This window comes from Thioclava sp. IC9, assembly GCF_002213225.1.
Taxonomy (GTDB): Bacteria; Pseudomonadota; Alphaproteobacteria; order Rhodobacterales; family Rhodobacteraceae; genus Thioclava; species Thioclava nitratireducens.
Genome location: NZ_NBNX01000009.1, coordinates 1 through 23,369 on the forward strand (window position 1 = coordinate 1; position 23,369 = coordinate 23,369).

The window sequence follows — 23,369 nt, forward strand, 5'->3', positions numbered from 1 at the left end:
ATCCCCCCACCTGATGTCGGAATTGAATCAGCGCCACGCCCAGCAATCAAGCGCGAGTTTTTCAACGGAATACGCCCCATTCGGTCATTTCACTGCAGCGGTGGACGGTTCTCGCGGGCAACGAGACCGTCGATCAACTTGATTACCGCACGCAGGTCCCATCCTCGCTGAGCACCTGCAAGCATGTCTGCCAGCGCTTCGGCCGTATCTGCTGGTAGTCCGCGCGCAGCCCCTTCCCGTCGCGCGAAATATGCGAGATGCGCGCCCGAGAGCTGCGGGATGCATATTACGCGACACCGGCTCAGGAGCGGCGCAGGCACAGTGCGGCGATTGTTCGACGTCAGGATCCAGCTGATCCAGCGCGACATCGAAACGGCTTTGTCGCGGGAGTGCATTCGGCCAGCGAGCGTTCCGCTCGCAAAGGCGCAAAATGATCTTTTGTGGACGCCGACGAAGCCGTCATTTGAAGCTGGTCTCGCGGAAACTGTCGGGCGTCGACTTCGAGTGTGCATTGGTGGAGCACGGAACGACTATTGCCCGTCGAAGGCTTCGATATCTATTTTCGCACCGATGCAGGCGGGCGTGAACGCTTCGCGAAAGTCCTCTCGTCGGCGCTCCCGCGTTGACCATGTGCGCTGCACGTTCGCGATCTCTGAGCGCCGGGCATGGCGTGTCTCAGGCCAGCGTCATTCTAAGCAGAGGAAGCTGTCCAAAGGCCGTGCCGATGAGGAGCGGTCAATCGCGGACATGACCGATTTGGCACGTCAGTTTGGTCGCTACGGCTATCGTCGGATCGAGGCTTTGCTGAGGGATGTGAGCTGGAGGGCGAACGACAGGTGCGTCAAACGCCGATGGCCGCGATAGGGGCTGTTCGACGCTGAATTTTGTGATCTGGCACGGACAGCACATGCACTGATTTTCGCATGCTCGACAAGCAGGCATTTGGCGAAACAGCCCGCTTTCTTTGCTGAAAGCGGCCTGATTAACAGGTTCGGGCGCTCGAGTTGCTCGTCGTGGTTTCGTTTTTCGCATATAAATCAGATGTTTGCTGCCCCTCGCTCAACAAAAAGCGCCTTGCGCTCCCGAGTCGCTTATGCGAGGTGATTCGGGTTGGCTACATCTGTCAAGCGAGGGCGACGGCGCGTGCGATATCTCGATTCAACCTATGACGAACACCATGAATACGTGAAGTATTCGCTTAAAGTGCGCGGCGTCCTGCTGTCAGATGTTGCCAAAGAACTCGGTGTCTCGCGCGCCTTGGTGTCAGGCGCGCTGCTTGGCAGATACAGAAGCCGCAAAGTCGAAAGCGCTGTAGCGGCGCATCTTGATACAACCCCCGAGAACCTCTGGCCTGACAGAGATCATACAGACGAAAGGAACAAGACGTCCCGAAAATGATGCAGTGAAGCAAACCAACATCGGGAGATGAAAGCGGGAGTGGGGAGTAGTAGCCCCCACACCCCCGCGGGTATCCAGTCTGCGCGACGGACAACTCCTTCTCCCCCGAAGCAATCCAAAAGTCAACGTAGGTCCTTGTGGTCTGCGCCGTCTTTCTGCGTGGCAAGCATTGAGACGGCGGAGTCTGGGCCGGGAACGCCCATGTCGCACTCATGTTAAGCGGCGGGGAAGGAAAGAATATGCACGAACAAGTCATCCCCCACGATGAATGGAATACCTCGCCGCCTAAACTGCCACGGGCGAGCAAAATTGAATTGCCTCCAATCCATGGTGTGTTGCCTTTTGATGGGGTGCGCAGTCCGTCTTCGCGCAGTGCCGCGTCTCAGAAAGTGTTTCTGACTTATCGAACCGAAGCGGACAACTGGACCCCGCGGATCGGCATCTGTGAAAGTGCGGCCGAGGCGGCTGTCGCCATCGAGTTGCTTTTCTCCCCAAATATCTTCGACCTGAAATTTCAGCCGGCACAGGTCAGTTACTTCGACGAAGAAGACGGCAAACATCACAAGCATACGCACGATCTACTCGTGGAATTTCGCACGGGTGAACGGCGCCTTATCTTCGTGCGCAACGCGGCCAGCCTTAAAAAGCCTCGGACGACGCGCCAGATCCAGCTAATTGCGCAGGCGTCTCGAAAGAAACGATTGGCGCATGACATGGTGGTTGCGAATGCTACTGACTACACGCGCCAGCGACGCGACAACTTGTTTCGTATGTTTCTTTTCGCTTCGGTCCCGGACCCCGAGGCAGACGAGATTGTTCTCGCTGTCGCCAGCCGACTGAAGACCCTATGGCATATGCAAGACATCTTCCCGCATGTCGGCATCGACCAGAGCCGTGCCTTCGCCGCTTGCTATCGGCTGGTTGCTCGAAAACAACTTTGGGCAAATCTAGATCATGTTCTCTGGGAGCGGTCGCGGATCGAGGTGGCGTCGTGACTTTGGTGCCACGTTATGAACTGCCGATCGGGGCCGAGGTGACACTCTTCCAGCGGAAGCTTGTGGTCTTGGAGCAAGGCGATAGCGGCTATGGGTTTTCGGATCCTGAAACCGGATCGACTTACTCGATTCCTTTTCAAAAGTTTGTCGACTACCTCAAGCTACCTGGGACGCGATTCCATGGTGGGAATACCCCTGGCGCGAATTTCGTGAGTGAACGGCTTGGCGGTTATGAAACGTCAAAGGCGCTATCCAAGGAGCAGCAAGAAATTGCGAAATTCAACACTTCGATTTGCAAAGCGATCGAGCTGCTGATTGCGGCGCGCCGTGAAGAAACCGGAAATCCAAAGTTGAAAATAACGGCCCGGTTTCTGGATCAGGCGCCGAACCGAAAGTTCCTTCGTGATGTTGTCACCGCGCTTTTTGGTCAAACGGTATATTTGAAGCTCGAACACGGCGGGCGGAGTGCGCGATGGATTCTGTATAAGGGTCGAACCCTCCTCAAATATTATCGAGTCTACGAAGCGCTCCCGTCGGATGTGAGTCCTCTCGATGCACTCGTCACATTAGATCATTTGAAAGGAAATCGGACGCCGAGGCTCTGCTATGAACTTGAGCGATTGATGTTCAGCGCTTGGAATGAGTTCGGCTTGGATAAGAAATCCTATTCCATTGCGAATGTGAGGCAGCATCTTGAGGGGTTAGTCGGAGACGCGAATACGGAGCGGATGCGTAACCGAATGCCCGCGCTGATAATGCCGTCAAATTCGAGTCTCAAGGCATTTCGTGATCGGCTGATTTCGCCGACAGAGCTTGCGGTGGCAGTCAAGGGGGAGCGCGAAGCGCGAAATCTTAGAGGGCGTGGAAGCACCGATATTCGCGCGTTGTTAGTTGGCGAATATGTTGAAATGGACGAGTGCAAGGCTTCCCTCGTGATTTCGGCCAAAATGAAGGGCATTTGGCATAGACTAACAAACGAGCAGAAAGAAGCGCTTAAAAAAATCGATGAGGAGATACGCACGCGACTGACGATCCTCGTGATGATCGATGTGGCATCGCGTATGCCCTTGGCGTGGGTAATCAGCGATCAGCCGAAAGCGGAGGCGACACTCGAACTCCTGCGCATGGCAACCCGCGACAAGTTCCGCGAACAACGGAAATATGGTTGCTCTGGCGAGCCGGCATGGGCGACGGGTCTTGGACATGTCAAAAATGACAACGGACCTGGTCTTCGAAACAGTCAGACCATTGCTGCGCTCATGGGCTGCGCATCCATGAATACCATCGCGCGCGCATACGCATCCACCGATAAGCCTTACATTGAGAGGATGTTTGGAACCGTGGAGTCAGTTCTGCTGAAACTGATTACGGGATACACCGGCCGGAAACCGGGTGAACTTCCGGGTTACGACGCAAAAGCAAACGGCGTGCTGAATGTCGAAGAACTTTACACAATCCTGACGCGCTTCTTTATCGACGAATACCCTTCGCTTCCGCATTTCGGTGTCGGAATGGGTGGGCGGCGGCCCGCAGATGTATATCGGGAAATCAATGATCTGCGTGGGCAGGTGCGGCCTATGGATGCGAACTTGCGACGGATCCACCTCGGATGGGAAGAAAGCGTCACCCCGACGGATGAGGGCGTGCGGGTATTTGGCGGTATTTTCTTCAATTTTGACAAGTTTCAGAAGCAACGGGATGACCTCAGGAATGCCGGAAAGGTCAAGGTGTTCGTCGATCCTGATGACATGAAGTTCGCGACGGTTGTTCTGCCCAAGTCCAAAGAAATCCTCGAGGTGGAGCTGCAGGTCACGGCCTTTGCCGATATGACATTGCCGGAAATCCTCGATTTGATGGCGGTGTGGAGGAGGGAAGACCCTGTCTCCAAACAGATCCACGAAGACCGCTTGGTCGAGACCCGCCGCGAAAGACGCGACATGCTCGCGGCGATCAGTGCGGACCGGAAAATACTACGGAGTTACAGCACTATCGATGAGTGTCGGAAGATGGCTCGCGCGGTTTTCGCCGGCGCGAGGGTCGCGCCCGTGACGCAGCTTTCGAACACGGTCGAACCTGGACGTCTCGCGGATCTCGATCATCGCGAGCGGATCGTTCTCGCCGATGACGGGGGCTTGCTCGAAGCTGAGTCGATTGCACGGCAAGAGGGCACTGGGCGCGAAGAATTGCCTACCAGTTCAAATTTGGACGGGGAAACGCCTGAATTGTCGCCGCGAAAGTCAACGAAGAAAGCACCGGTGGGAGCCAAAGCCTCCGATGCGTCTTCGGAGAAAAGCCATGGCGTTCTCGGACGCCCTGAGAAAGTGAAGGGGCTGAAATGACGTCTTTTCTAGATATGGAGGCAGTTGCCGCGGTCGCACCGCTGAAGGAAGCCAGTTACCCATTTGCGCGTGCGGAACAGCTGCATGAAGCATTGCGCTGGTGCATCACTGATTACTACGCAAAGGCCTCTTTGGGAAAGGAGTTCGAAGCGCGCGGTTTGATGGTTACCGGTCAATCGAGGCTGGGCAAAACTCATGAAGTTAAGAAGCTGCTGACCTCTTTCCATGCAGAAAACATCAAGATGCCAAGCGGGCAGCCAGCGCGGATCATCACGATCCTGCTTTCCCGTAGGATGACGTGGAAAGATCTGGGGCTCGCGGTTCTGGAGGCTCTGGACTACCCGCTAAATGGCCGACGTAGCCAAAACTACATTTGGGCGCGAGTGATCGATGAGGCAAAAAGGCTCGGCGTGATCGGCATCTATTTCGATGAGTGTCAGCACGTCTTCAGCAAGGACAACCATAAAACGAACCGCAACTTTCTCGACAGCTTCAAGACCCTGATGAAAGACGCGCGATGGCCGATAATGCTCATTCTGTCAGGCGTGCCTGAACTCGCGGGCTATGTGCGGTCTGAGGAGCAGCTCGCAAGATTGCTCCGGCCGGTCGAGTTCGACGAGATACGGCTGCCCCGTGACCTGCAGGAAATGAATAATCTCGCTTACAGCTTCGCTGACAAAGCAGAGCTCTGCTTTGATGAACTGTCGACAGAAAATTTCTTGAAGAGGCTGAGCTTCGCCTGCGCCAACCGCTGGGGGCTCGTCATCGAGCTCATCGTCGAGGCATTTGCGCTCTGCAGGCGTTCAGGCGAAACGAGTTGCACGATCGACCATTTCTCCAAATCTTTCTCTCTGATGTATGGGACGCCTTTTGGTTACTCGCCGTTCGAGGTCGAAGATTATGAAGCTGCTTTTGATCCGATCGTCCTGCTTGAACATTTGACAAACGACGACTGAAAACTCCCGATCTGTTCGAGCTGCAAGAGGTCCGCGTTCCGCGGGCCTTTTCCTTTGCCAAGCTGCTGGTCGAACATCGCACGCTTATGCCGTCAGAGTGCATGCTTATGCCCATGCATTCAACGTGACTAATCGTAACCTATTGTTTGTAATCGATTAATCTTGCGATTCGGAGTTGAGTTATTGCTGATGAGTGCAAGCTAATGCTCCATTGGCATCTCCCCTCCATGCAGCCTCCGCCTGCGACTTCTTCGCGCGTATTGTCCGAAAACAAGGAAACGCTCTCTGAGTCGCGGCAAGCTCTTCCTACGCCCCGATGTCGACGACATGCGGCGGAGCTACCATGGAGGTTCAAATGCGTTTCTTTCTTCTTGTCCTGCCGGCGGCGCTGAGCGTCGCTGCGTGCAATCCGACGCCCGGTCCCTATGCGACCGGGCCCTATAACGGCCCGGCCCCCGGCACGCGCACCACCTACAATTACGAAAGTGTGGAATACGGCCGCATCGTCGCGATGCAGCCGGTCACGATGCGCCGGACCAGTGACGGCGACCAGATCGTCGGCGCGGTCACGGGCGGTCTCGTCGGTGCCGTGATTGGCCATCAGCTCGGCTCAGGGAAAGGCAAGGACGTGATGACCGGCGTCGGCGCGATCGCGGGCACGATCGTCGGCAGCAACATCGCGAGCCAGGGCGGCACCTACACCTCCTATGCGTGGACCGTGCGGCTCGACAATGGCGGCTCGATCACCGTGATCCAGATGTCGAACCAGTTCCGCGTCGGCGACAGGGTGAGCGTCGTGCGCAGCGGCAACCAGGTCTACCTGCGATAGCATCTTTCGGCGCAGGGCCGGGTGAGGGCGCGCGATTGCGATGTGGTCTCACTCGGGCCTGATCCGGAGGGCGCGCAAGGCGTTGAGGATGACGGCGACGTCGATCACCTCCTGCAAAATCGCCCCCTCGACCGGGGTCAGGTAGCCGTAGGCGGCCGCGATCATACCGAGCACGGAGAGCCCGATCCCGGCGGCGACGCTCTCGAAGGCGATCCGCCGCGAGGACGCGGCGATTTCGATGCCCGCGCGCAGTTGATCGATCCGGTCGACGAGAAGCACCACATCCGCCGCTTCGGCCGAGGCGGCGGCCCCGCGTGCGCCCATGGCGACGCCGACATCTGCCGCGGCGAGGGCGGGCGCGTCGTTCACGCCGTCGCCCACCATCATGACCGGCCCGTTCTTGCGCTCGGAGAGCACGAGGAGAACTTTCTGGTCCGGTGTGAGGCCCGCGCGCAACCCGTCGAGGCCGAGCCCCTCGGTCACACGCTCGGCGACGTCCGTCCGGTCGCCGGTCGCGAGCAGGATGCGGGCGATCCCCTCTTGACGCAGCCCGTCGAGCATCGCGCCCGCACCTTCGCGCAGCGGATCGGCCATTACCAGATGCCCGGCCATCCGGCCATCCACTGCGACGGCGACGAGAACCGCCCCGGCGGCCATCGCTGGGTGATCGCCCGGTTTGCGCCCGACCCGCGCCGCTACGAAATCGTCACCGCCGACGAAGACCTTGCGCCCCTCGACATGGCCGACGACTCCCTCGCCGGCGATTTCAGCCACATCCGACGGGACGGGCAGGGTAAAGCCGCGCTCTTTCGCCTCAGCGACGATCGCCTGTGCTACGGGGTGTTTCGACGCCTGATCGAGCGCTGCGGCGAGGCGCAGGATCTCGTCCTCCTCCATCCCGTCATGGCTGTCGATGGACACGATCTGCGGGCGGCCGTCGGTCAGGGTCCCGGTCTTGTCGAGGATCAGCGTGCGGATACGCGCCATCGTCTCAAGCGGGCCCGCACCCTTGATGAGCACGCCGTAATGCGCCGCGCGCGAGAGGCCGGCGACCAGCGCGACCGGTACGGCGAGGATGAGCGGGCAGGGCGTCGCGACCACCAGAACGGCGACGGCCCGGATCGGGTCTCCGGTGAACCACCACGCGGCGAAGGCGATGGCGACGGTGACCACGAGAAAGCCCAGAGACCAGCGATCCGCCAGCCGCGACATCGGCGCCTTCGAGGCCTGCGCTTCCTCGACCAGCCGGACGATCCCGGCATAGGTGCTGTCCTTCGCGGGCCGCACCGCGATAAGGTCGAAGGCTTCGCCCGCGTTGGTCGAGCCGCTCATGATGTCGCCCCCGTGCGCAAGACGCACTGGCAAGGACTCTCCGGTCAGCGCCGATGTGTCCAGAAAAGCCGTCTCGGACGCCAAGGTCCCGTCCACGGGCACCACGTTGCCCTGATGGATCAGCAGGCGGTCCCCGGGGGCGATCTCGTCGAGGGAGATATCTTCCAGCTCGCCGTCGCGGTGACGCGTCGCGGTCCGAGGGACGCGGGAAAGCAGGTCGTGCATCTCCCGCCGGGCGCGGCCTTCGGCGAAGCTTTCGAGGAACGTGCCGCCGGAATACATCACCGCCACGACCGCGGCCGCGAGTGTTTCGTCAAAGACAAGCGCGGCGGTCATCGAGAGCGCGGCCACGATATCCAGACCGACTTCGCCGCGCCTCAGGCTGCGCGAGATTTCGTAAACCAGCGCGGCGAGGGTGGGCACAACGCCGACGACCCAGCTCGCTTTTGCCATGGCCTCGGCGCCCGCGAACCAGAAGGCGAGCCCCATGATCAGGGCCGCTGCGGCGAGCGCGAGAAGAGCGAGCTTGAGACGGTCGGTTCCGCGCTGTTCCATCCGGTCTGCGTTCCTTCTGCACGGTTCACGGTCGATCGCGCGTCAGTCCGCAGAGGATCGCGCCGATACCGTGATAGCGCATCCCGGCGATCGGTCCAGCTTTCAATCGGGTTTCGCCAGGCGATCCGGTCAGCGCAAGGGCGCGCGGCTGCGATCCGGGGTGAAGACGAGTGCGACCACAGCGATCAAGCCCGCCACGAGCATGTAGAGCGCGGGGGCGGTGACGAGGCCCGTCGCGGCGATGAGGCTCGTTGCGATCATCGGGGTGAGACCTCCGAAGATGCCGAGGCCGATGTTGAAGGCCACGGAATAGCCCGAGAGCCGGTCCCGCTCGGGGAACATCTCCGCGAACAGGGCGGGCCCCGATCCCAGCGGTACGGCCAAGAGCAGGAAGCTCACCGCATGCGCCACCACCACGGGCAGAATCGCGCCGCCTGACGCGAGCATCCATTCGTGCAAGGGCCACGCGGCCAGCGCCAACGACCCGATCGCCAGAGCGATCCAGACCCTGCGCGGCAGCCACCGGTCGCCCACGATCGCCGCCAGTGGCATCGCGGGGATCACGAGGACCGTCATCGCGGTGTTGATCAGAAGCGCCGTGTCTCGCGCCATCAAGCCCTGACCGGACAGCCATTCCGGAAGATAGACGAAGGCGATGTAGTAGCAGGTGCCGTAACTGGCCGCGAAGGCCACCGCCAGAAGCGTCTCTTTACGGTTCGTCGTGAAGGCTTCGAGAAGGGGAGACGTCTCGTCGCGCCCCTCCTGATGCTGCCGGAAATGCTCGGACATGTGCAGGTTGCGGCGGATCAGGATCGCCACCGTCCCGAGGAGTGCGCCCCCAAGGAAGGGCAGGCGCCACGCCCAATCGGCGAGCGTCTGCGCGTCGAACAGGTTCGTCACCAGCGCCGCCGCCCCGACCCCGAGAAGTGATCCCGACATGGAGCCGATATTGGCCCAGCTCCCCGTCAGGCCGCGTTTCTTCAGGGGCGCGGTTTCGACAAGATAAGTCGCCGAGGACGAGAACTCCCCACCGACCGACAGGCCCTGCAGCAGCCGCACCAGAACCAGAAGTGCCGGCGCCAGCACGCCGACCTGCGCATAGGTTGGTAATATGCCCAGAAACAGCGTCGGCATCGCCATCATCACGACCGAGATCTGCATCGTTCGGGCGCGCCCGTAGCGGTCGCCGAACCACCCGAACACCGCCGCGCCTAGCGGACGCATCAGGAACCCGGCCGCGAAAATCCCGTAGGTTGCAATCAGGCCCGCGGTCGGGTCGTTCGAGGGGAAGAAGACCGGGGCGATGACGCCCGCCAGATAGCCATAGAGCGCGAAGTCATACCATTCGACCACGTTGCCGATGAAGCCGGCCATGATCCGGTGCCGAAGCTCTGCCGGTTTGGATGCGCTGTCGTCCCGCGTCATTGCCGAGCCTCGTGATTTTGCCGCCATCTTTGGGGTATACGTAGCCCTTACTCCGGCCCGGACGCAAATCGGCGGGCCAGACCTTCAGGTCGCAGGCATCTCGATGCCGGTCGCTCTCACGACATTTCCGATACGGCGGCCAGATCGAGGTCCAAGGTCGCGACCAGACCCTCTGGCGTGAATTCGCGCGAGAAGCTACCTCCGAGCGAGGTTGATACGGTGAGCCGGCACAGGGACGTGCCAAACCCCTTGCTTTCGACCTTGCCCGACCCCGCTTCGGTGACGCCGGGTTCTTTCCACGTGAGCCCGAAGCGCCCGTCTTCTATCTCGGCGTTTATCTCGAGGCCGTGGCCGTCCCGCGAAAGGCCACCGTACTTCACCGAGTTCGTCGCGAGTTCGAACAGAACGAGCGTCAGGGGCGTGATCGCGGCGGGTCGCACCTGAATATCGGGAAGCGAGGTCTGGACCGTCGCCCCTTCGCTGAAAGGTTTCAGGATGGTGCTCACGAGATAGGAGAGCGGCATGCCTTCCGCTTCGTCGCCGGATGGGTCGTTCACCGTCATCGAGTTGAGCGACGCGATGGCGTGGAGACGGCAGCGCATTTCGGAACTGAGCTGCTCGACGCTTTCCGCCTGTCGCGCGGCCACGGCAATCAGGGAGGCCGCGACGGCGAAGGCGTTCCCGACCCTGTGGCGCATCTCTGACAGGAGCAGCCGCTGCTGCTCTGCCAGTTGATGCTGCAAGGTGATGTCGCGCGCGATCTTAGATGCGCCGACGACATGTCCCTCGGCATCGCGCACGGGCGAGACGGTCAGCGACACCGGGACAGGGCTTCCATCTTTGCGTTGACGGACCGTTTCGTAATTCGCGATCCGCTCGCCGCGCCTCAGGCGGGCGATGAAGTCGACCTCCTCGTCCATCCGGTCGTCGGGAAAGATGATCGTGATCGGCCGGCCGATGGCTTCTTCCGCAGTGTAGCCAAACAGCTTCTCCGCGCCGCGGTTCCAGCTCAGGATGATGCTGTTGAGGTCCTTGGTGACGATCGCATCTTCCGAGCTTTCAACGATAGCAGCCAAATGCTGTTGGATGCTCTCTGGTGAGTCCATGACAGGTCTGGTCTCCATGCTTTTCCGGCAACAGATACTAAAAGATGCATATGAAGTATACCCTTTAGCCCGGCGGCGTAAGGCTGCCCGAGGGCATTGTCCGGCCACGCGTTGTCGCCGAGACGGCGTGACGCCGCATGCCGCATGGCAGCAAGGACGGGGCGCACGGCGCAAGTCTCGCGCTGAGGGCGTCGAACTTTACTTGTCGCCGCAGGCTCACGGGCGTTGCAGCACGAAGTCCGGACAGATGCCGCAGGTCGCGATTGCCGCTTGCGCGTCCTCGCCGCCGAAGAACCCGTATCCCGCGATCAGGGCAGAGCGAATACCGGCGGCCTGCGCGCCGAGAATGTCGGTGTGCAGGCTGTCGCCGACCATCAGCACGCGCGCGGGGTCGACTGGGCCGAGACGCGCGAAGGCGAGATCGTAGATATTGGTGAAGGGCTTGCCGAAGAACTCCGGCGCGATGCCCGTCGCATCGGCGAGCCGGTGGGCAAAGTGCCCCGGTTCCCGCGTGAAACCGATCTCGCGCGGGGCGACGATGTCGGGATTGCCGACCCAGACCGGGCGCGGGTTGTCGCGCAGAGAGGCTTCGAGCAGGGCGTGCCGCTCCTCGGTCCATTCCGCCGCGCCGATCAGAAGGAAGCCCTCGACCGCGTCGTAGGCGGCACGGTCTTCGGCGAGCCATGTGACATCGAACGCGTCCAACTCGCCGATCCCGGCCGCGCGGCTCGCCATCAGACCCCAGGCGCGGGGAGGGGCGGTGCGCAGGGCGGAGACGAGGGCGGCACGGCTGGTGACGACATCCTCGGGCGCGAAGCTGTAGCCGAGCCTTGTGTATTTTTGCATCAGGGTGTCGTGCGGGAAGCCCGCCGCGTTCGACACGACCATTACCCGCTTGCCCGCCGCTTGCAGCGCCGCGACGCGCTCGGGCGTGCCCTCGATGGCGGTCTCGCCGATATTGAGAACGCCGAACGCATCGAGCAGAAAGACGTCGAACAGATCGGCAAGCTCCGAGAGGTCGCGGGCCATCCGGCTCGTCTTGGCCAGCCCGGGGGAGGGCAGTCTGTGGCGCGCGCGCTCATAGGCCACAAGCGCTTCCTGCGCTGTCATTGTCATCAGAAGGTCGTCCCTAAGCACTTTCGTCGATGGCCATGCGCTTATCACCACTGCGGTCGCGATCACCAGCCGGTTCGGGCGCGCCTGTGACCTTGCCGTCACTTCGCGAGCAGCACGTCCACGCCGTTCTTTCGCAGCGCCTCTTCCAGATCGGCGGGCGGTGCGCGGTCCACCACCACCGAGGCCAGCGCCCCGAGCGTCGCGGCGCGCGTGAAACCATGAATGCCGAATTTCGAGCCGAGGATCAGCAGCATCCCCGCCTGCGCCTGCGCGAGCATCGCGCGTTTGACCGCAGCGAAGCCCGGAATGGACTCGGACACGCCCTCGAGCGAAAGCGCCGTGGCGCCGATCACCGCCCGGTCGACGTGATGGCGTGACAGGAAATCGAGCGTTTCTTCGCCCACGACCGCCGACTCCGTGGGCAGGTAATTCCCCGGCGCGAGGATCACGTCCGCCCCCTCGCTACCACCGAGAAGCATGGCGATGGGCAGGGAATTGGTGATCACACGACAGGGCGTTCCTGCCATGGCGAGAAATCTGGCCATCTGCTGCGTGGTCGAGCCGGAGTCGATCATCAGCGTCTCGCCAGCGACGACCTGCGCGGCGGCCATGCGGCCGATCCGCTCGCGCTCCTGAAACTGGTCGCGTTCGCGTTCGTCCAGCGTGGGATAGTGGCCAGGATGGGGCCGCGACGCGCCGCCATGCGCGCGGTCGATCAGCCCCTTTTCTTCGAGCGCATCGAAATCTCGCCGGATCGTCTCTGTCGAGACCCCGAACCGCGCCGCGAGTTCCGAGATGCGCAAGTGCGGGCGCAGCTTCAACTCGAACAGGATCTGTTCCCGCCGGTCGCGTTTGCGGAGCCGCGTTCCCTCTTGTTTCGCGCTCGCGTCCATTGCCTCTCCCGAAAGGTGATCCTTTCACCGCGTTCCTAAAAATTGATGTGGGCTATGCCTCGTAATTTCAAGAAAAATGTTGCTAATGCCACATTTTGATGCAGTTTAACTTGAAAAGGACCGCGCGCCGTCGGAGGTAACCCGGTCGGCGTGCGGGATTTGGGAGAGCGCATGATCTATTTCCTGATCGATCTGGCGGGCGCGGTGGCGCTGCTTCTCTGGGCGGTTCGGCTGATCCGCACCGGGGTCGAGCGCGCTTTCATGGCGTCGCTGCGACAGTTCCTGCGCCGCACGGCCGGGACGCGGATCAGCGCGATGGCGGCGGGGACGGGGGCGGCGATGCTGCTGCAAAGTTCGACCGCCGTCGCGATCCTGACTGCAGGTTTTGCCGCGAGCGGAACATTGGCGGCGATCTCTGGCGTGGCGCTCGTGCTGGGCGCCGATCTGGGCTCGTCGATCGTGGCCCAGATCCTGCTCTCGCCGATCCATGTGCTGGTGCCCGCGCTGCTGGTGATCGGGGTGACGCTGTTTCTCAAATCGAAAGCCCGGCGGCCGCGGCAGGCGGGGCGTATCTTGGTGGGGCTGGCGCTGGTGCTTCTGTCGCTCGGTCTGATCGGCGAGGCGACGGCGCCCCTGCGCGAAAGCGCGCTCGTCAATGCGGTGCTGACGCGGTTGGGCAGCGATCTGGTCTCGGCCTTCGTCCTCGGGGCCCTGCTGACCTGGGCGATGCATTCCTCGATTGCGGCGGTGCTGATGTTCGTGACCTTCGCCGGGCAAGGCCTGCTGCCGGGGCCGGGCGCTGCGGCGATGGTGCTCGGCGCCAATCTCGGCGGGGCGATCATCCCGGTGATGCTGACCCTCTCGGCCGATCCGATCCCGCGCCGGATCATGGTGTCGAATTTCGTCCTGCGCGGGGGCGGGGCCATGCTTGTGCTGCTCGGCCTGATTTTCTATCCGCAAGCGCTCGACTTCTTGGGTGGCACGATGGCGCGGCGGGTGATCAATCTGCACCTCGTCTTCAACCTCGGCGTCGCAATCCTCTCGCTTCCGCTGATCCCGTCGGTGCTGCGCCTTGCCGGAGCGGTCGTGGCGGACCGCAAGGAGATGTCGCCCACTCGGATCAGCGCCCTCGATCAAAAGGGGCTCGGCGATCCGGGGCATGCGCTCGGCAATGCGGCACGCGAGCTGTTGCGCATGGGCGAGTCGGTCTTCGAGATGCTGCAACCCGCCTTGGGGCTCTTCGTGCATTGGGATCCGGAAATCGCCGCCCGCATCAAGCGCACCGAGAACGAAGTCGACCGGATGCATTACGAGATCAAGCTCTATGTCGCGCGGCTCAACGAGACACGGCTGAGCACCGAGCAATCCCGGCGCGCGATGGAGATCGCGATGGTCGCGAACCATCTCGAGGATGCGGGCGACCAGATCTCGACCAATCTCGTGGATCTCGCGCAGCGTATCCACGAACGCGGCCTGACCTTCTCCGAAGAGGGGCTGCGTGAGCTGACCGATTTCCACGACCGAGTCGCGTCGAATGCGCGGGTTGCGCTGAACGTCCTGATGTCGGGCGAGATCGACGACGCGCGACAGCTCGTGGAGGAGAAAGACCGCACCCGCGCCGCCGAGGCCGAATTGCAGGCCGCACACCTCGCCCGGCTGCGTGCGAATAACAGCGCCTCCATCGAGACCACGAATATCCATCAGGAAACCGTGCGCGCGCTGAAGCAGATCAACACGGACATGACCTATGTCGCCTACCCGATCCTTGAACAGGCGGGCGATCTGCGGGCGACGCGGCTGACCGGGTGAGCCTAGCGCAGCTTGGAGACCCGTAGCGCCTTGCGGAGGGTCGATTGCCGGAACAAGTCCTGGACCCTCTTGCCCGAAGACTTGCAGGAGTGAGAGGGTTCCGCAAATTGCGGGAGGAAATAGATGAGCGTGTTTGACGACAGGGTTTGCGAACTGGGCGAAGGGCCGTTCTGGCATCCCGAGCGTAGCCAGTTCTTCTGGTTCGACATCCTGAACCGCAGGCTGCTGACGCGCGATGCCAACGGTCCGAGCGAATGGCAGTTCGAGGGCATGGCCTCGGCCGCGGGCTGGGTGGACCGCGAGCGGATGATCCTCGCGACCGAGATCGGGCTTTCTCTGTTCAACATTGCCGAGGGGACGCTCGAGCCGCTCATCGAGGTGGAAGGCGACGATCCCGGCACCCGCTCGAATGACGGGCGCGCGGATCGGCAGGGCGGCTTCTGGTTCGGCACGATGGGCAAAAAGGCCGAGCGACGGCGCGGTGCGATCTACCGCTATTACCGCGGCGAGCTACGTCGTCAGGTCACGGAGATTTCGATCCCCAACGCGATCTGCTTCACGCCGGATGGCCGGACTGCCTATTTCGCAGATACGCCCAGCCAGAAGGTCTGGCGTCAGCCGCTGGATGCGGATGGCTGGCCCGAGGGGGAGCGGAGACCTTTTCTCGACCTCTCGGCCGAGGGCCTCTATCCCGACGGCGCGGTGGTCGATGCCGAGGGTGGCCTCTGGTGCGCGCTGTGGAGTTCCGGCCGCGTGGCCCGCTTCGATGCGGAAGGTCGTATGACCCACCATCTCGATCTGCCCGGGAAGAACAGCACCTGTCCGGCCTTCGGCGGCGCGGATATGCGCGACCTGCTGGTTACGAGCGCGCTGGAGGGCATGACCGACCCGGATGCGGCGCAAGGGCTGACCTATCTTCTGCGCGCGCCGTTCGTGGGCATTCCCGAGCCGTGCGTGATCTTGTGAGCGGCCCGGCGGCCCGGCAGGTCGCGTAGTTGGCCTGCGGAGGCCGGGCATGGCGATTCAGCCGGTCGCCGCAGGGCTGTGGCGCCGCGACTCGGGGTCGCTGGGGATGAACAATCCGGCCCTCACGGACGCTGCTTGAGAGAGAAACCGTCACAAAAAACGCCTGCCACCTGTCATTTTCTCGGGGAAATTTACACGAGGGGTGGCCCAAAACGCTCGTGCCTCGCGACCTTGCGATTTTGTCGTGATCGCCAGCAGCACGCGAAAGCGTCTTGCAGGTCTTCATTTTCGGGGCGTCCGTGCGCCGCGCCTCGTGATCCCGAAGTCCGCGAGAACGTCCGGATATCACGGCCTTTCACGCAGTCGCGACTGTTACATAACTGTCAAGAAGCCCCGTCATTAGTCCCCCCAGCGGACGGGACGAGTTTCGTTACCGCGTTCACAGTATCCGAATTCTGACAGCGAGGACTGTTCAATGTTCATCACCCGCCTCACCCTCTCCGCCGCGATCGCCGGTGCGACGCTGGCTTCGGCCGCCGCCGTGCAGGCCGCCGATATCTCCGGCGCCGGCGCGACCTTCCCCTACCCGATCTACTCGGACTGGGCGAAAACCTACAAAGAGAAGACCGGTACCGGTCTCAACTACCAGGCCATCGGCTCGGGCGGTGGCATCAAGCAGATCGAGTCCCGCACCGTGACCTTCGGCGCGTCCGACAAGCCGCTGGGCGGCGATGAGCTGGAGAAGAACACGCTGGTTCAGTTCCCGACCGTCATGGGCGGCATCGTTCCGGTCGTGAACGTCGAAGGCATCAAGCCGGGCGAGCTGGTTCTCGACGGCGAGACGCTGGCGAAAATCTACGAAGGCAAGATCACCAAGTGGAACGATCCGGCCATCGCGAAGCTCAATGACGGCGTGAAGCTCCCCGACGCGGCGATCGCCGTTGTCCACCGTTCGGACGGTTCGGGCACCACCTTCAACTACACCTATTACCTCGCCTCGGTCGACGAGACCTGGAAGAACGATATCGGCGTCTCGACCTCTGTCGAATGGCCGGTGGGTCTTGGCGCCAAGGGTAACCAGGGCGTGGCCGCGAATGTCGATCAGACGAAGAACTCGATCGGCTATGTCGAATATGCCTACGCGCTGCAGAACAACATGACCTACACGGACATGATCAACAAAGCAGGCAAGAAAGTCGCGCCGAAGGCCGAAGCCTTCGCCGCTGCCGCCGCCAATGCCGACTGGTCGAGCCAGCCGGGCTTCGGCGTGATCCTCGCCAACCAGCCGGGCGACAAGACCTGGCCGATGACCGCGGCGACCTTCATCCTGATGCACAAGGATGCCAAGGACGGCGCAGCGTCGAAAGAGGCGCTGAAGTTCTTCGACTGGGCCTACGCCAACGGCGACGACGCCGCGGCGAAGCTGGACTACATCCCGATGCCCGACAATGTCGTGGCCCAGATCAAGAAGGAATGGGGCCAGATCAAGGGCAAGGACGGCAACCCCGTCTGGGCCATGAACAACTGATCCTTCCTTCATAAACACCTTCGGGGGAGGGCCGTGACTGCGGCCCTCCCTTTCTGCGATTTTGAGTGGAGTGCGCGATGACGGCGACAAGCGATTACGAGAGAGGCGTGAAGAGCGCGCGCCCGGTGGCCCAGTCCGACCGGATTTTCGGAACCTTGACGCTGGCCGCCGCGGTGGTGGTGCTGCTGGTCCTTCTGGGCGTGTTCGTCTCGCTCGTCATGGGGGCGTGGCCGGCACTCAAGGAATACGGGCTGCCGTTCCTGTGGACCGAGAAATGGAACCCGGTGACCGAAAAGTTCGGCGCGCTGGCACCGCTCTACGGCACGGTCGTCACCTCGATCATCGCGATGGTCATAGCGGTGCCGGTGGGCCTTGGCATCGCGATCTTCCTGACGGAGACCTGCCCGCGCATGTTGCGTCGCCCGTTGGGGATCGCGATCGAGCTGCTCGCGGGCATTCCCTCGATCATTTACGGCATATGGGGCCTCTTCGTCTTCGCGCCCTTCATGCAGAGCTATATCCAGCCCTGCCTGATCGACACGCTCGGCAATATCCCGGTGATCGGCTCTCTCTTCGCGGGCCCGCCCTACGGGATCGGGATGCTGACGGCGGGGCTGATCCTCGCGATGATGATCCTGCCCTTCATCGCCTCGCTCGCGCGCGACATCTTTCAGACGGTGCCGCCGATGCTGCGCGAAAGCGCCTATGGCATGGGCATGACCCGCTGGGAGGTGAACCGCCACATCGTGATCCCGCATGTGCGCACCGCGCTGGTGGGCGGTATCATGCTGTCGCTCGGCCGTGCGCTGGGCGAGACGATGGCCGTGACCTTCGTGATCGGCAACGCGCATCGCATCTCGGGCTCGATCCTCGCGCCGGGCACGACGATCTCGGCGGCCATCGCCAACGAATTCACCGAGGCCACGACGCCGATCTACACCTCATCGCTTATCGCGCTGGGCCTCGTTCTGTTCATCCTCACCTTCATCGTGCTCGCCGCTGCCCAGTGGATGCTCAAGCGCATGAAGCAAAAGTCGGGAGCGTAACGCATGGCTTCGATGACCCGCAGAAAGACCGTCAACGCGGTGATGATGACGCTGTCCACGGGGGCGGCGGCGCTCGGCCTCTTCGTGCTGGCCGTGATCCTGCTCTACCTGCTCTACAAGGGAGCGAGCGCGCTGAACCTAGCCGTCTTCACGCAAGACACGCCCTCGCCGATGGAGCCGGGCGGCTTGCGCAACGCGATCCTCGGCTCGGTGATCATGTCGGTGATCGCGGTGGCGATCGGGACGCCGATTGGCATCCTCGCCGGGACCTACATGGCGGAATACGGGCGCTATGCGAAGCTGTCCAAAGTGATCCGTTTCGTGAACGACATCCTGCTGTCGGCGCCCTCGATCATCGTCGGCCTCTTCGTCTATCAGGTGCTCGTCGTCAGCCTCGGGCATTTCTCCGCGCTTGCGGGCTCGGTCGCGCTGGCGATCCTCGTGATCCCGATCGTCGTGCGCACCACAGAGGACATGCTGCGCCTCGTGCCCGATCAGCTGCGCGAAGCGGGGCTTGCGATGGGCTGGCCCCGCTGGATCGTGATCCGCACGGTCGCTTACAAGGCGGCGATGGCGGGGATCGTGACCGGCGTGCTGCTGGCCATCGCCCGGATTTCGGGCGAGACTGCGCCGCTTCTGTTCACGGCGCTCAGCAACAATTTCTTCAGCCTCGATCTGACGCAGCCGATGGCCTCGCTACCGATCACCATCTTTCAATTCGCGCTCTCGCCCTACGATAACTGGCAGGCCCTTGCCTGGGCAGGCGCGCTTCTCATCACCGTCGCGGTGCTGGCGCTGTCGATTGTCGCCCGCCTCGTCACCTCCAAGAAGGAGAAACACTGATGGATACCCTCACCCGCGAACGCTCGCCGATGACCTTCGACGGGGTCGATGCCGCGCCGAAACCGCGCATCTCGATCAAGAATCTCGATTTCTTCTACGGTGATTTCAAAGCCCTGAAATCGATCAATCTGGACCTGCCCGAGAACCGCGTGACCGCCTTCATCGGCCCGTCGGGTTGCGGCAAGTCCACGCTCCTGCGCGTGCTCAACCGGATGTATGACCTCTATCCGAAGCAGACCGCGACGGGGGAAGTGCTGCTCGATGGCGAGAATATCCTTGGCAAGAAGGTCGATCTGAACCGGCTGCGCGCGAAGGTGGGCATGGTGTTCCAGAAACCCACGCCCTTCCCGATGACGATCCACGAGAATATCGCTTTCGGCCTGCGCCTCGCGAATTACGCGAAATCCGAGATCGACGACCGGGTGCAGGCGGCGCTGAAAGGCGCGGCGCTCTGGGACGAGGTGAAAGACAAGCTGCAAAGCTCGGGCCAGTCGCTCTCGGGTGGTCAGCAGCAGCGCCTGTGCGTCGCGCGTACCATCGCGGTGGAACCGGAGGTGATCCTGCTCGACGAACCGGCTTCCGCGCTCGACCCGATCTCGACCGGCAAGCTGGAGGAGACGATCCACCAGCTCAAGGAGCAGTTCACCATCGCCATCGTCACCCACAACATGCAGCAGGCGAGCCGCGTCAGCGACCGCACCGCCTTCATGTATCTGGGCGAGCTGATCGAAGAGGGCGAGACCGCTCAGATTTTCACCCGCCCGCGGGTCGAGCGCACGTCGGATTACATCACTGGCCGTTTCGGCTGAGCGCACGGATGCCTTGTTCTTGCAGGGACGCGGGCGTAGAACGCGGCCAGAATTCAGCGGAGTGGTGACATGGCTTTGAACAGACGGCGTCTTCTGCAACTCGGCGCGGCTTCGGTGGCGCTGGCGGCCAGCCCGCGCGGCGCGATGGCGGCGTTCGATCCCAAGCCCACGGGCTGGCGCAACTTCGAGCTGGTCACCAAAGTCAGCCTGCCCGGCGGCGGCGAGACGGCGCAGCTCTGGGTGCCGGTACCCTCCGTGCATGGCGACGGCTGGATGAAGCCCGGCGCGGTGAACTGGGAAAGCGATGCGGACGAGGTGCAGATCGTGAACGCGCCCGATAGCGGCACTCCGATGGTGCACGCGGTCTGGGGCGCTTCCGAGGGCCCGCGCAAGCTGACCGTGACCGCACAGGCCCAGACGCAGGACTTCGTGGTCGATCTGAGCAAGCCGGGCGATGTCGAGCCGCTGGACGAGGTCGAGCGTGCGCGTTTCACCGCCGCGACCAAGCTGCTGCCGACCGACGGGATCGTGAAGCAGACCGCCGACTCGATCACCCGTGGAAAGACCGGCGATCTGGAGAAAGCCCGCGCGATCTACGAGTGGATCGTCGAGAACACCGTGCGCAACCCGAAGACGCCGGGCTGCGGGTTGGGCGATATCGCCTTCATGCTGACCTCGGGCGATCTGTCGGGCAAATGCGCCGACCTCAACGCGCTCTTCGTGGGTCTGGCGCGCGCCGCCGGGATCCCTGCGCGCGATGTCTATGGCATCCGCGTCGCGCCCTCGCGTTTCGGCTACAAGAGCCTCGGTCTGAAATCCGACGACGCCACCGGCGCGCAGCATTGCCGCTCGGAGGTTTGGCTGAGCGGCTTCGGCTGGGTGCCTGCCGATGCCGCCGATGTGCGCAAGGTGATGCTGCAGGAAGGCGAGGGGCATCTGGGCCTCAAAGACCCCAAAGTGGTCGATGTGCGTGCGAAGCTCTTCGGCGCGTGGGAAGGCAACTGGGTCGCCTATAACTACGCGCATGACGTGGATCTGCCGGGTTCGGACGGGCCGGAGCTGCCCTATCTGATGTATCCGCAGGCCGAGATCGACGGCAAACGCCGCGACTATCTCGACGCCAAGGACTTCACCTACCAGATCACCGCGCGCGAATTGTCCGCTTGAGGCGGTCTCTGCCGTATCGGTGACAATCGCGCGCTTTCCCTTGGCGCCTTGCGGCGCTAAGGGCGGTTGCAGGAGGTGCGCCAGATGCGTGTTTTCATAAACGGGTTCGGACGGATCGGTCGCTCGGTGCTGCGCGCCTGGGCGGAGGCGCCTGCGAGCTGGCCGGGGCTGGAGATCGTGGGCGTGAACGATATCGAAGCGCCCGAGATGCTGGCTTACCTCTTCGAATATGACAGCGTCTTCGGCCCGTGGCGCGGCACGGTCACGCTGGAAGAGGGCGCGCTGGTGATCAACGGCACCCGGATCGCGCTGCACCGCGCGGATGATATCTCCATGCTCGATCTGTCGGATGTTGATCTGGTGATGGAATGCACCGGTCGGGCCGACAGCCCGCAGATTGCAGGGCAGGGGATCGCGGGCGGAGCGAGTCGCGTGCTGATATCGGGACCTGCCAAAGCGGCGGAGATTACGGTGGTTCTGGGCGCCAATGACTCGGCGCTGAACGGGCAGAAGATCGTCTCCAACGCCAGTTGCACGACGAATGCGCTGGCGCCGCTCGCGCGGCTGATCGATGCGGAATTCGGGATCGTCACCGGCTCGATGACGACGGTGCATTGCTATACCGGCTCGCAGCCCACGGTCGACAAGCCGCGCGGCCCGATGGAACGCTCGCGCGCGGCGGCGTTGTCGATGGTGCCGACGACGACCTCTGCGGGCAAGCTGATGGAAGAGGTGCTGCCCGTTCTCGCCGGTCGCCTGATCGCGCAGGCGGTGCGGGTGCCCACGGCCTCCGTCTCGGCGGTTGATCTGGCGGTGACGGTGAAAAATCCCGCCACGGTCGAACAGGTCAACGCGATGCTGCGGGACGCAGGCGGGGTGATCGGCACGACCGGGAAGCCGCTCGTCTCCACCGATCTGCGCGCGCGCCCCGAGAGCGTCGTCATGGCGCTGCCCGAGACGCGGGCGACCGCGCACGGGCTGATCCGGGTCTTCGGCTGGTATGACAATGAGTGGGGCTTCTCCAACCGGATGCTGGATATGGCGCTACGGATGGGCTGACATGAAAAAGCCCCGCCGGAAGGGCGGGGCTTTCGAATGTCTCGTGAGCGTGCCGATTACTGGCGGTTGCCCATGAATTGCAGCAGGAACATGAACAGGTTCAGGAAGTCCAGGTAGAGCTGCAGCGCGCCGATGATGGCGGCCTTGCCCATGAACTCCGAGTCGCTGGCAGCGAGCTGCAGGTAGGTGTTCTTGATGTTCTGCGTGTCGTAAGCCGTGAGGCCCGCGAAGATCAGAACGCCGATCACCGAGATCGCGAAGGCCATCGCCGAGGAGGCGAGGAAGATGTTCACGATCGAGGCGACGATCAGGCCGATCAGACCCATCATCAGGAACGAGCCCATCGCGCTCAGGTTACGCTTCGTGGTATAGCCGTAAAGCGAGAGACCCGCGAAGGAGATCGCCGTCACGAGGAAGGTCTGCGCGATCGAGATGCCGGTATAGGCGGCGAAGATGAAGCTGATCGACAGGCCCATCAGCGCGGCATAGACGAAGAACACGATCTGCGCCGTGCTGGTCGACATCTTGTTGATCATCGCGCCGAAGGCGAAGACGATCGCCAGCGGGGCCAGCATCACAACCCATTTGAGGCCCGAACCGAAGATCGCGGCAACGAGCGCCGGGTTCGTACCCACACCAAACGCCACGGCCCCGGTCACCAGCATCGCCAGCGACATAAGCCCGTAGACCTTGTTCATATGTGCGCGAAGACCCTCGTCAATCGCAGCCTGACGCGTGCCCGCGCGAGGGGTCCGCATCGTTTCGAAATCAGCCATCAGCACCTCCAACTATGTCGTCCGGTCGTCCCTCGGACCGGTTTCCCGACCGATATTGGCAGAGCAGCCCCGGAATTCAAGATTTGGGGCTGCCGGAAAATGCGTCGTTTCACATGGTTTTCACAGGTTGTGCCTCAGCGACCCGCGCGCCAGTGGTCGGGGGCGTCCCAAATCCGGCGCCGGACCTCGAACGCGGCTTCGGACTCGGTCAGCCCGATATCCTCGAGAAGCCTTGCATCGAGCCGCGCCAACGCCCGGCGCGAGCGGTAATGGGTGACAATCGCGGCGAGCGTGGCAAGGACGCTCCGCCGGGCGGGGCGGGCAGGGGCGCAGCAGGCGGCGTTGCGCTGGGTCAGGAAGGTCATCGTCTTATCCTCCGTGGGTGATCGTTTCTGCCCGGAAGGATGACGCAAGTTTTTTAA

At 62.6% G+C, this 23,369-nt stretch carries 19 protein-coding genes and 1 pseudogene; 13 read left to right on the plus strand and 7 right to left on the minus strand.

The annotated features are described in order from the left end of the window. Window positions 1-603: 603 nt before the first annotated feature. The 5 genes and pseudogenes from B6V76_RS20210 to B6V76_RS17695 all read left to right on the plus strand — a co-directional run. Window positions 604-861, plus strand: a pseudogene (locus B6V76_RS20210) (IS3 family transposase); the annotation flags it as partial. Between the two features lie 776 nt (window positions 862-1,637). Further along, complete coding sequence (locus B6V76_RS17680) at window positions 1,638-2,393, plus strand: hypothetical protein (RefSeq protein WP_088728055.1); 756 nt, start codon at window positions 1,638-1,640, stop codon at window positions 2,391-2,393. Continuing rightward, window positions 2,390-4,732 carry a DDE-type integrase/transposase/recombinase gene (locus B6V76_RS17685; RefSeq protein ID WP_088728056.1) on the plus strand — a complete coding sequence of 781 codons (2,343 nt, stop codon included), beginning with the start codon at window positions 2,390-2,392 and terminating at the stop codon, window positions 4,730-4,732. Before B6V76_RS17680 ends, B6V76_RS17685 begins: the two co-directional genes overlap by 4 nt. Further along, a complete protein-coding gene (locus B6V76_RS17690) occupies window positions 4,729-5,688 on the plus strand; it encodes an ATP-binding protein (RefSeq protein ID WP_088728057.1) in 960 nt (319 codons plus the stop codon). The genes B6V76_RS17685 and B6V76_RS17690 overlap by 4 nt, the downstream gene beginning before the upstream one ends. A gap of 355 nt (window positions 5,689-6,043) precedes the next feature. Continuing rightward, window positions 6,044-6,517, plus strand: coding sequence for a glycine zipper 2TM domain-containing protein (locus B6V76_RS17695; protein WP_075776987.1), 474 nt, complete (start codon window positions 6,044-6,046; stop codon window positions 6,515-6,517). Window positions 6,518-6,565: 48 nt separating this feature from the next. On the opposite strand, the gene B6V76_RS17700 is transcribed toward B6V76_RS17695, so the two are convergent. The 5 genes from B6V76_RS17700 to B6V76_RS17720 all read right to left on the minus strand — a co-directional run bounded on the left by B6V76_RS17700 (window position 6,566) and on the right by B6V76_RS17720 (window position 12,944). Continuing rightward, window positions 6,566-8,404 (minus strand): heavy metal translocating P-type ATPase, encoded by a 1,839-nt coding sequence (locus tag B6V76_RS17700; RefSeq protein WP_088728058.1) that lies wholly within the window; start codon window positions 8,402-8,404, stop codon window positions 6,566-6,568. Window positions 8,405-8,533: 129 nt separating this feature from the next. Beyond that, on the minus strand, window positions 8,534-9,829 hold the full coding sequence (locus tag B6V76_RS17705) for an MFS transporter (protein ID WP_075776985.1): 1,296 nt from the start codon (window positions 9,827-9,829) through the stop codon (window positions 8,534-8,536). 116 nt (window positions 9,830-9,945) lie between these two features. Then, window positions 9,946-10,905, minus strand: a complete 960-nt coding sequence (locus tag B6V76_RS17710) for a PAS domain S-box protein (RefSeq protein WP_166504628.1) — start codon at window positions 10,903-10,905, stop codon at window positions 9,946-9,948. A 246-nt stretch (window positions 10,906-11,151) separates the two neighbouring features. Next, complete coding sequence (locus tag B6V76_RS17715; RefSeq protein ID WP_346426016.1) at window positions 11,152-12,051, minus strand: HAD hydrolase-like protein; 900 nt, start codon at window positions 12,049-12,051, stop codon at window positions 11,152-11,154. A gap of 98 nt (window positions 12,052-12,149) precedes the next feature. Then, window positions 12,150-12,944 (minus strand): DeoR/GlpR family DNA-binding transcription regulator, encoded by a 795-nt coding sequence (locus B6V76_RS17720; RefSeq protein WP_088728060.1) that lies wholly within the window; start codon window positions 12,942-12,944, stop codon window positions 12,150-12,152. Between the two features lie 171 nt (window positions 12,945-13,115). On the opposite strand from B6V76_RS17720, the gene B6V76_RS17725 reads away from it, so the two are divergent. The 8 genes from B6V76_RS17725 to B6V76_RS17760 all read left to right on the plus strand — a co-directional run bounded on the left by B6V76_RS17725 (window position 13,116) and on the right by B6V76_RS17760 (window position 22,171). Then, window positions 13,116-14,753 carry a Na/Pi cotransporter family protein gene (locus B6V76_RS17725; RefSeq protein ID WP_075776982.1) on the plus strand — a complete coding sequence of 546 codons (1,638 nt, stop codon included), beginning with the start codon at window positions 13,116-13,118 and terminating at the stop codon, window positions 14,751-14,753. A gap of 123 nt (window positions 14,754-14,876) precedes the next feature. Then, window positions 14,877-15,719 (plus strand): SMP-30/gluconolactonase/LRE family protein, encoded by an 843-nt coding sequence (locus tag B6V76_RS17730; RefSeq protein ID WP_088728061.1) that lies wholly within the window; start codon window positions 14,877-14,879, stop codon window positions 15,717-15,719. A 475-nt stretch (window positions 15,720-16,194) separates the two neighbouring features. Next, window positions 16,195-17,247, plus strand: coding sequence for a phosphate ABC transporter substrate-binding protein PstS (gene pstS / locus B6V76_RS17735; RefSeq protein WP_088720071.1), 1,053 nt, complete (start codon window positions 16,195-16,197; stop codon window positions 17,245-17,247). A gap of 77 nt (window positions 17,248-17,324) precedes the next feature. Continuing rightward, complete coding sequence (gene pstC / locus B6V76_RS17740; protein WP_088728062.1) at window positions 17,325-18,293, plus strand: phosphate ABC transporter permease subunit PstC; 969 nt, start codon at window positions 17,325-17,327, stop codon at window positions 18,291-18,293. Window positions 18,294-18,296: 3 nt separating this feature from the next. Continuing rightward, window positions 18,297-19,136, plus strand: coding sequence for a phosphate ABC transporter permease PstA (pstA, locus tag B6V76_RS17745; protein ID WP_075776978.1), 840 nt, complete (start codon window positions 18,297-18,299; stop codon window positions 19,134-19,136). 29 nt (window positions 19,137-19,165) lie between these two features. Further along, the gene (gene pstB, locus B6V76_RS17750; RefSeq protein WP_166504631.1) at window positions 19,166-19,945 is read left to right on the plus strand and encodes a phosphate ABC transporter ATP-binding protein PstB; all 780 of its coding nucleotides are present in this window, start codon (window positions 19,166-19,168) and stop codon (window positions 19,943-19,945) included. 69 nt (window positions 19,946-20,014) lie between these two features. Next, a complete protein-coding gene (locus B6V76_RS17755; protein WP_088728064.1) occupies window positions 20,015-21,112 on the plus strand; it encodes a transglutaminase domain-containing protein in 1,098 nt (365 codons plus the stop codon). Between the two features lie 84 nt (window positions 21,113-21,196). Continuing rightward, on the plus strand, window positions 21,197-22,171 hold the full coding sequence (locus B6V76_RS17760) for a glyceraldehyde 3-phosphate dehydrogenase NAD-binding domain-containing protein (protein ID WP_088728065.1): 975 nt from the start codon (window positions 21,197-21,199) through the stop codon (window positions 22,169-22,171). A 56-nt stretch (window positions 22,172-22,227) separates the two neighbouring features. On the opposite strand, the gene B6V76_RS17765 is transcribed toward B6V76_RS17760, so the two are convergent. Together B6V76_RS17765 and B6V76_RS17770 are read right to left on the minus strand one after the other, a co-directional pair. Then, the gene (locus tag B6V76_RS17765) at window positions 22,228-22,947 is read right to left on the minus strand and encodes a Bax inhibitor-1/YccA family protein (RefSeq protein ID WP_075776975.1); all 720 of its coding nucleotides are present in this window, start codon (window positions 22,945-22,947) and stop codon (window positions 22,228-22,230) included. A 134-nt stretch (window positions 22,948-23,081) separates the two neighbouring features. Further along, entirely contained in the window at window positions 23,082-23,312 is a 231-nt protein-coding gene (locus B6V76_RS17770) for a DUF1127 domain-containing protein (RefSeq protein WP_088728066.1), read from the minus strand. Between the last annotated feature and the right edge of the window lie 57 nt (window positions 23,313-23,369).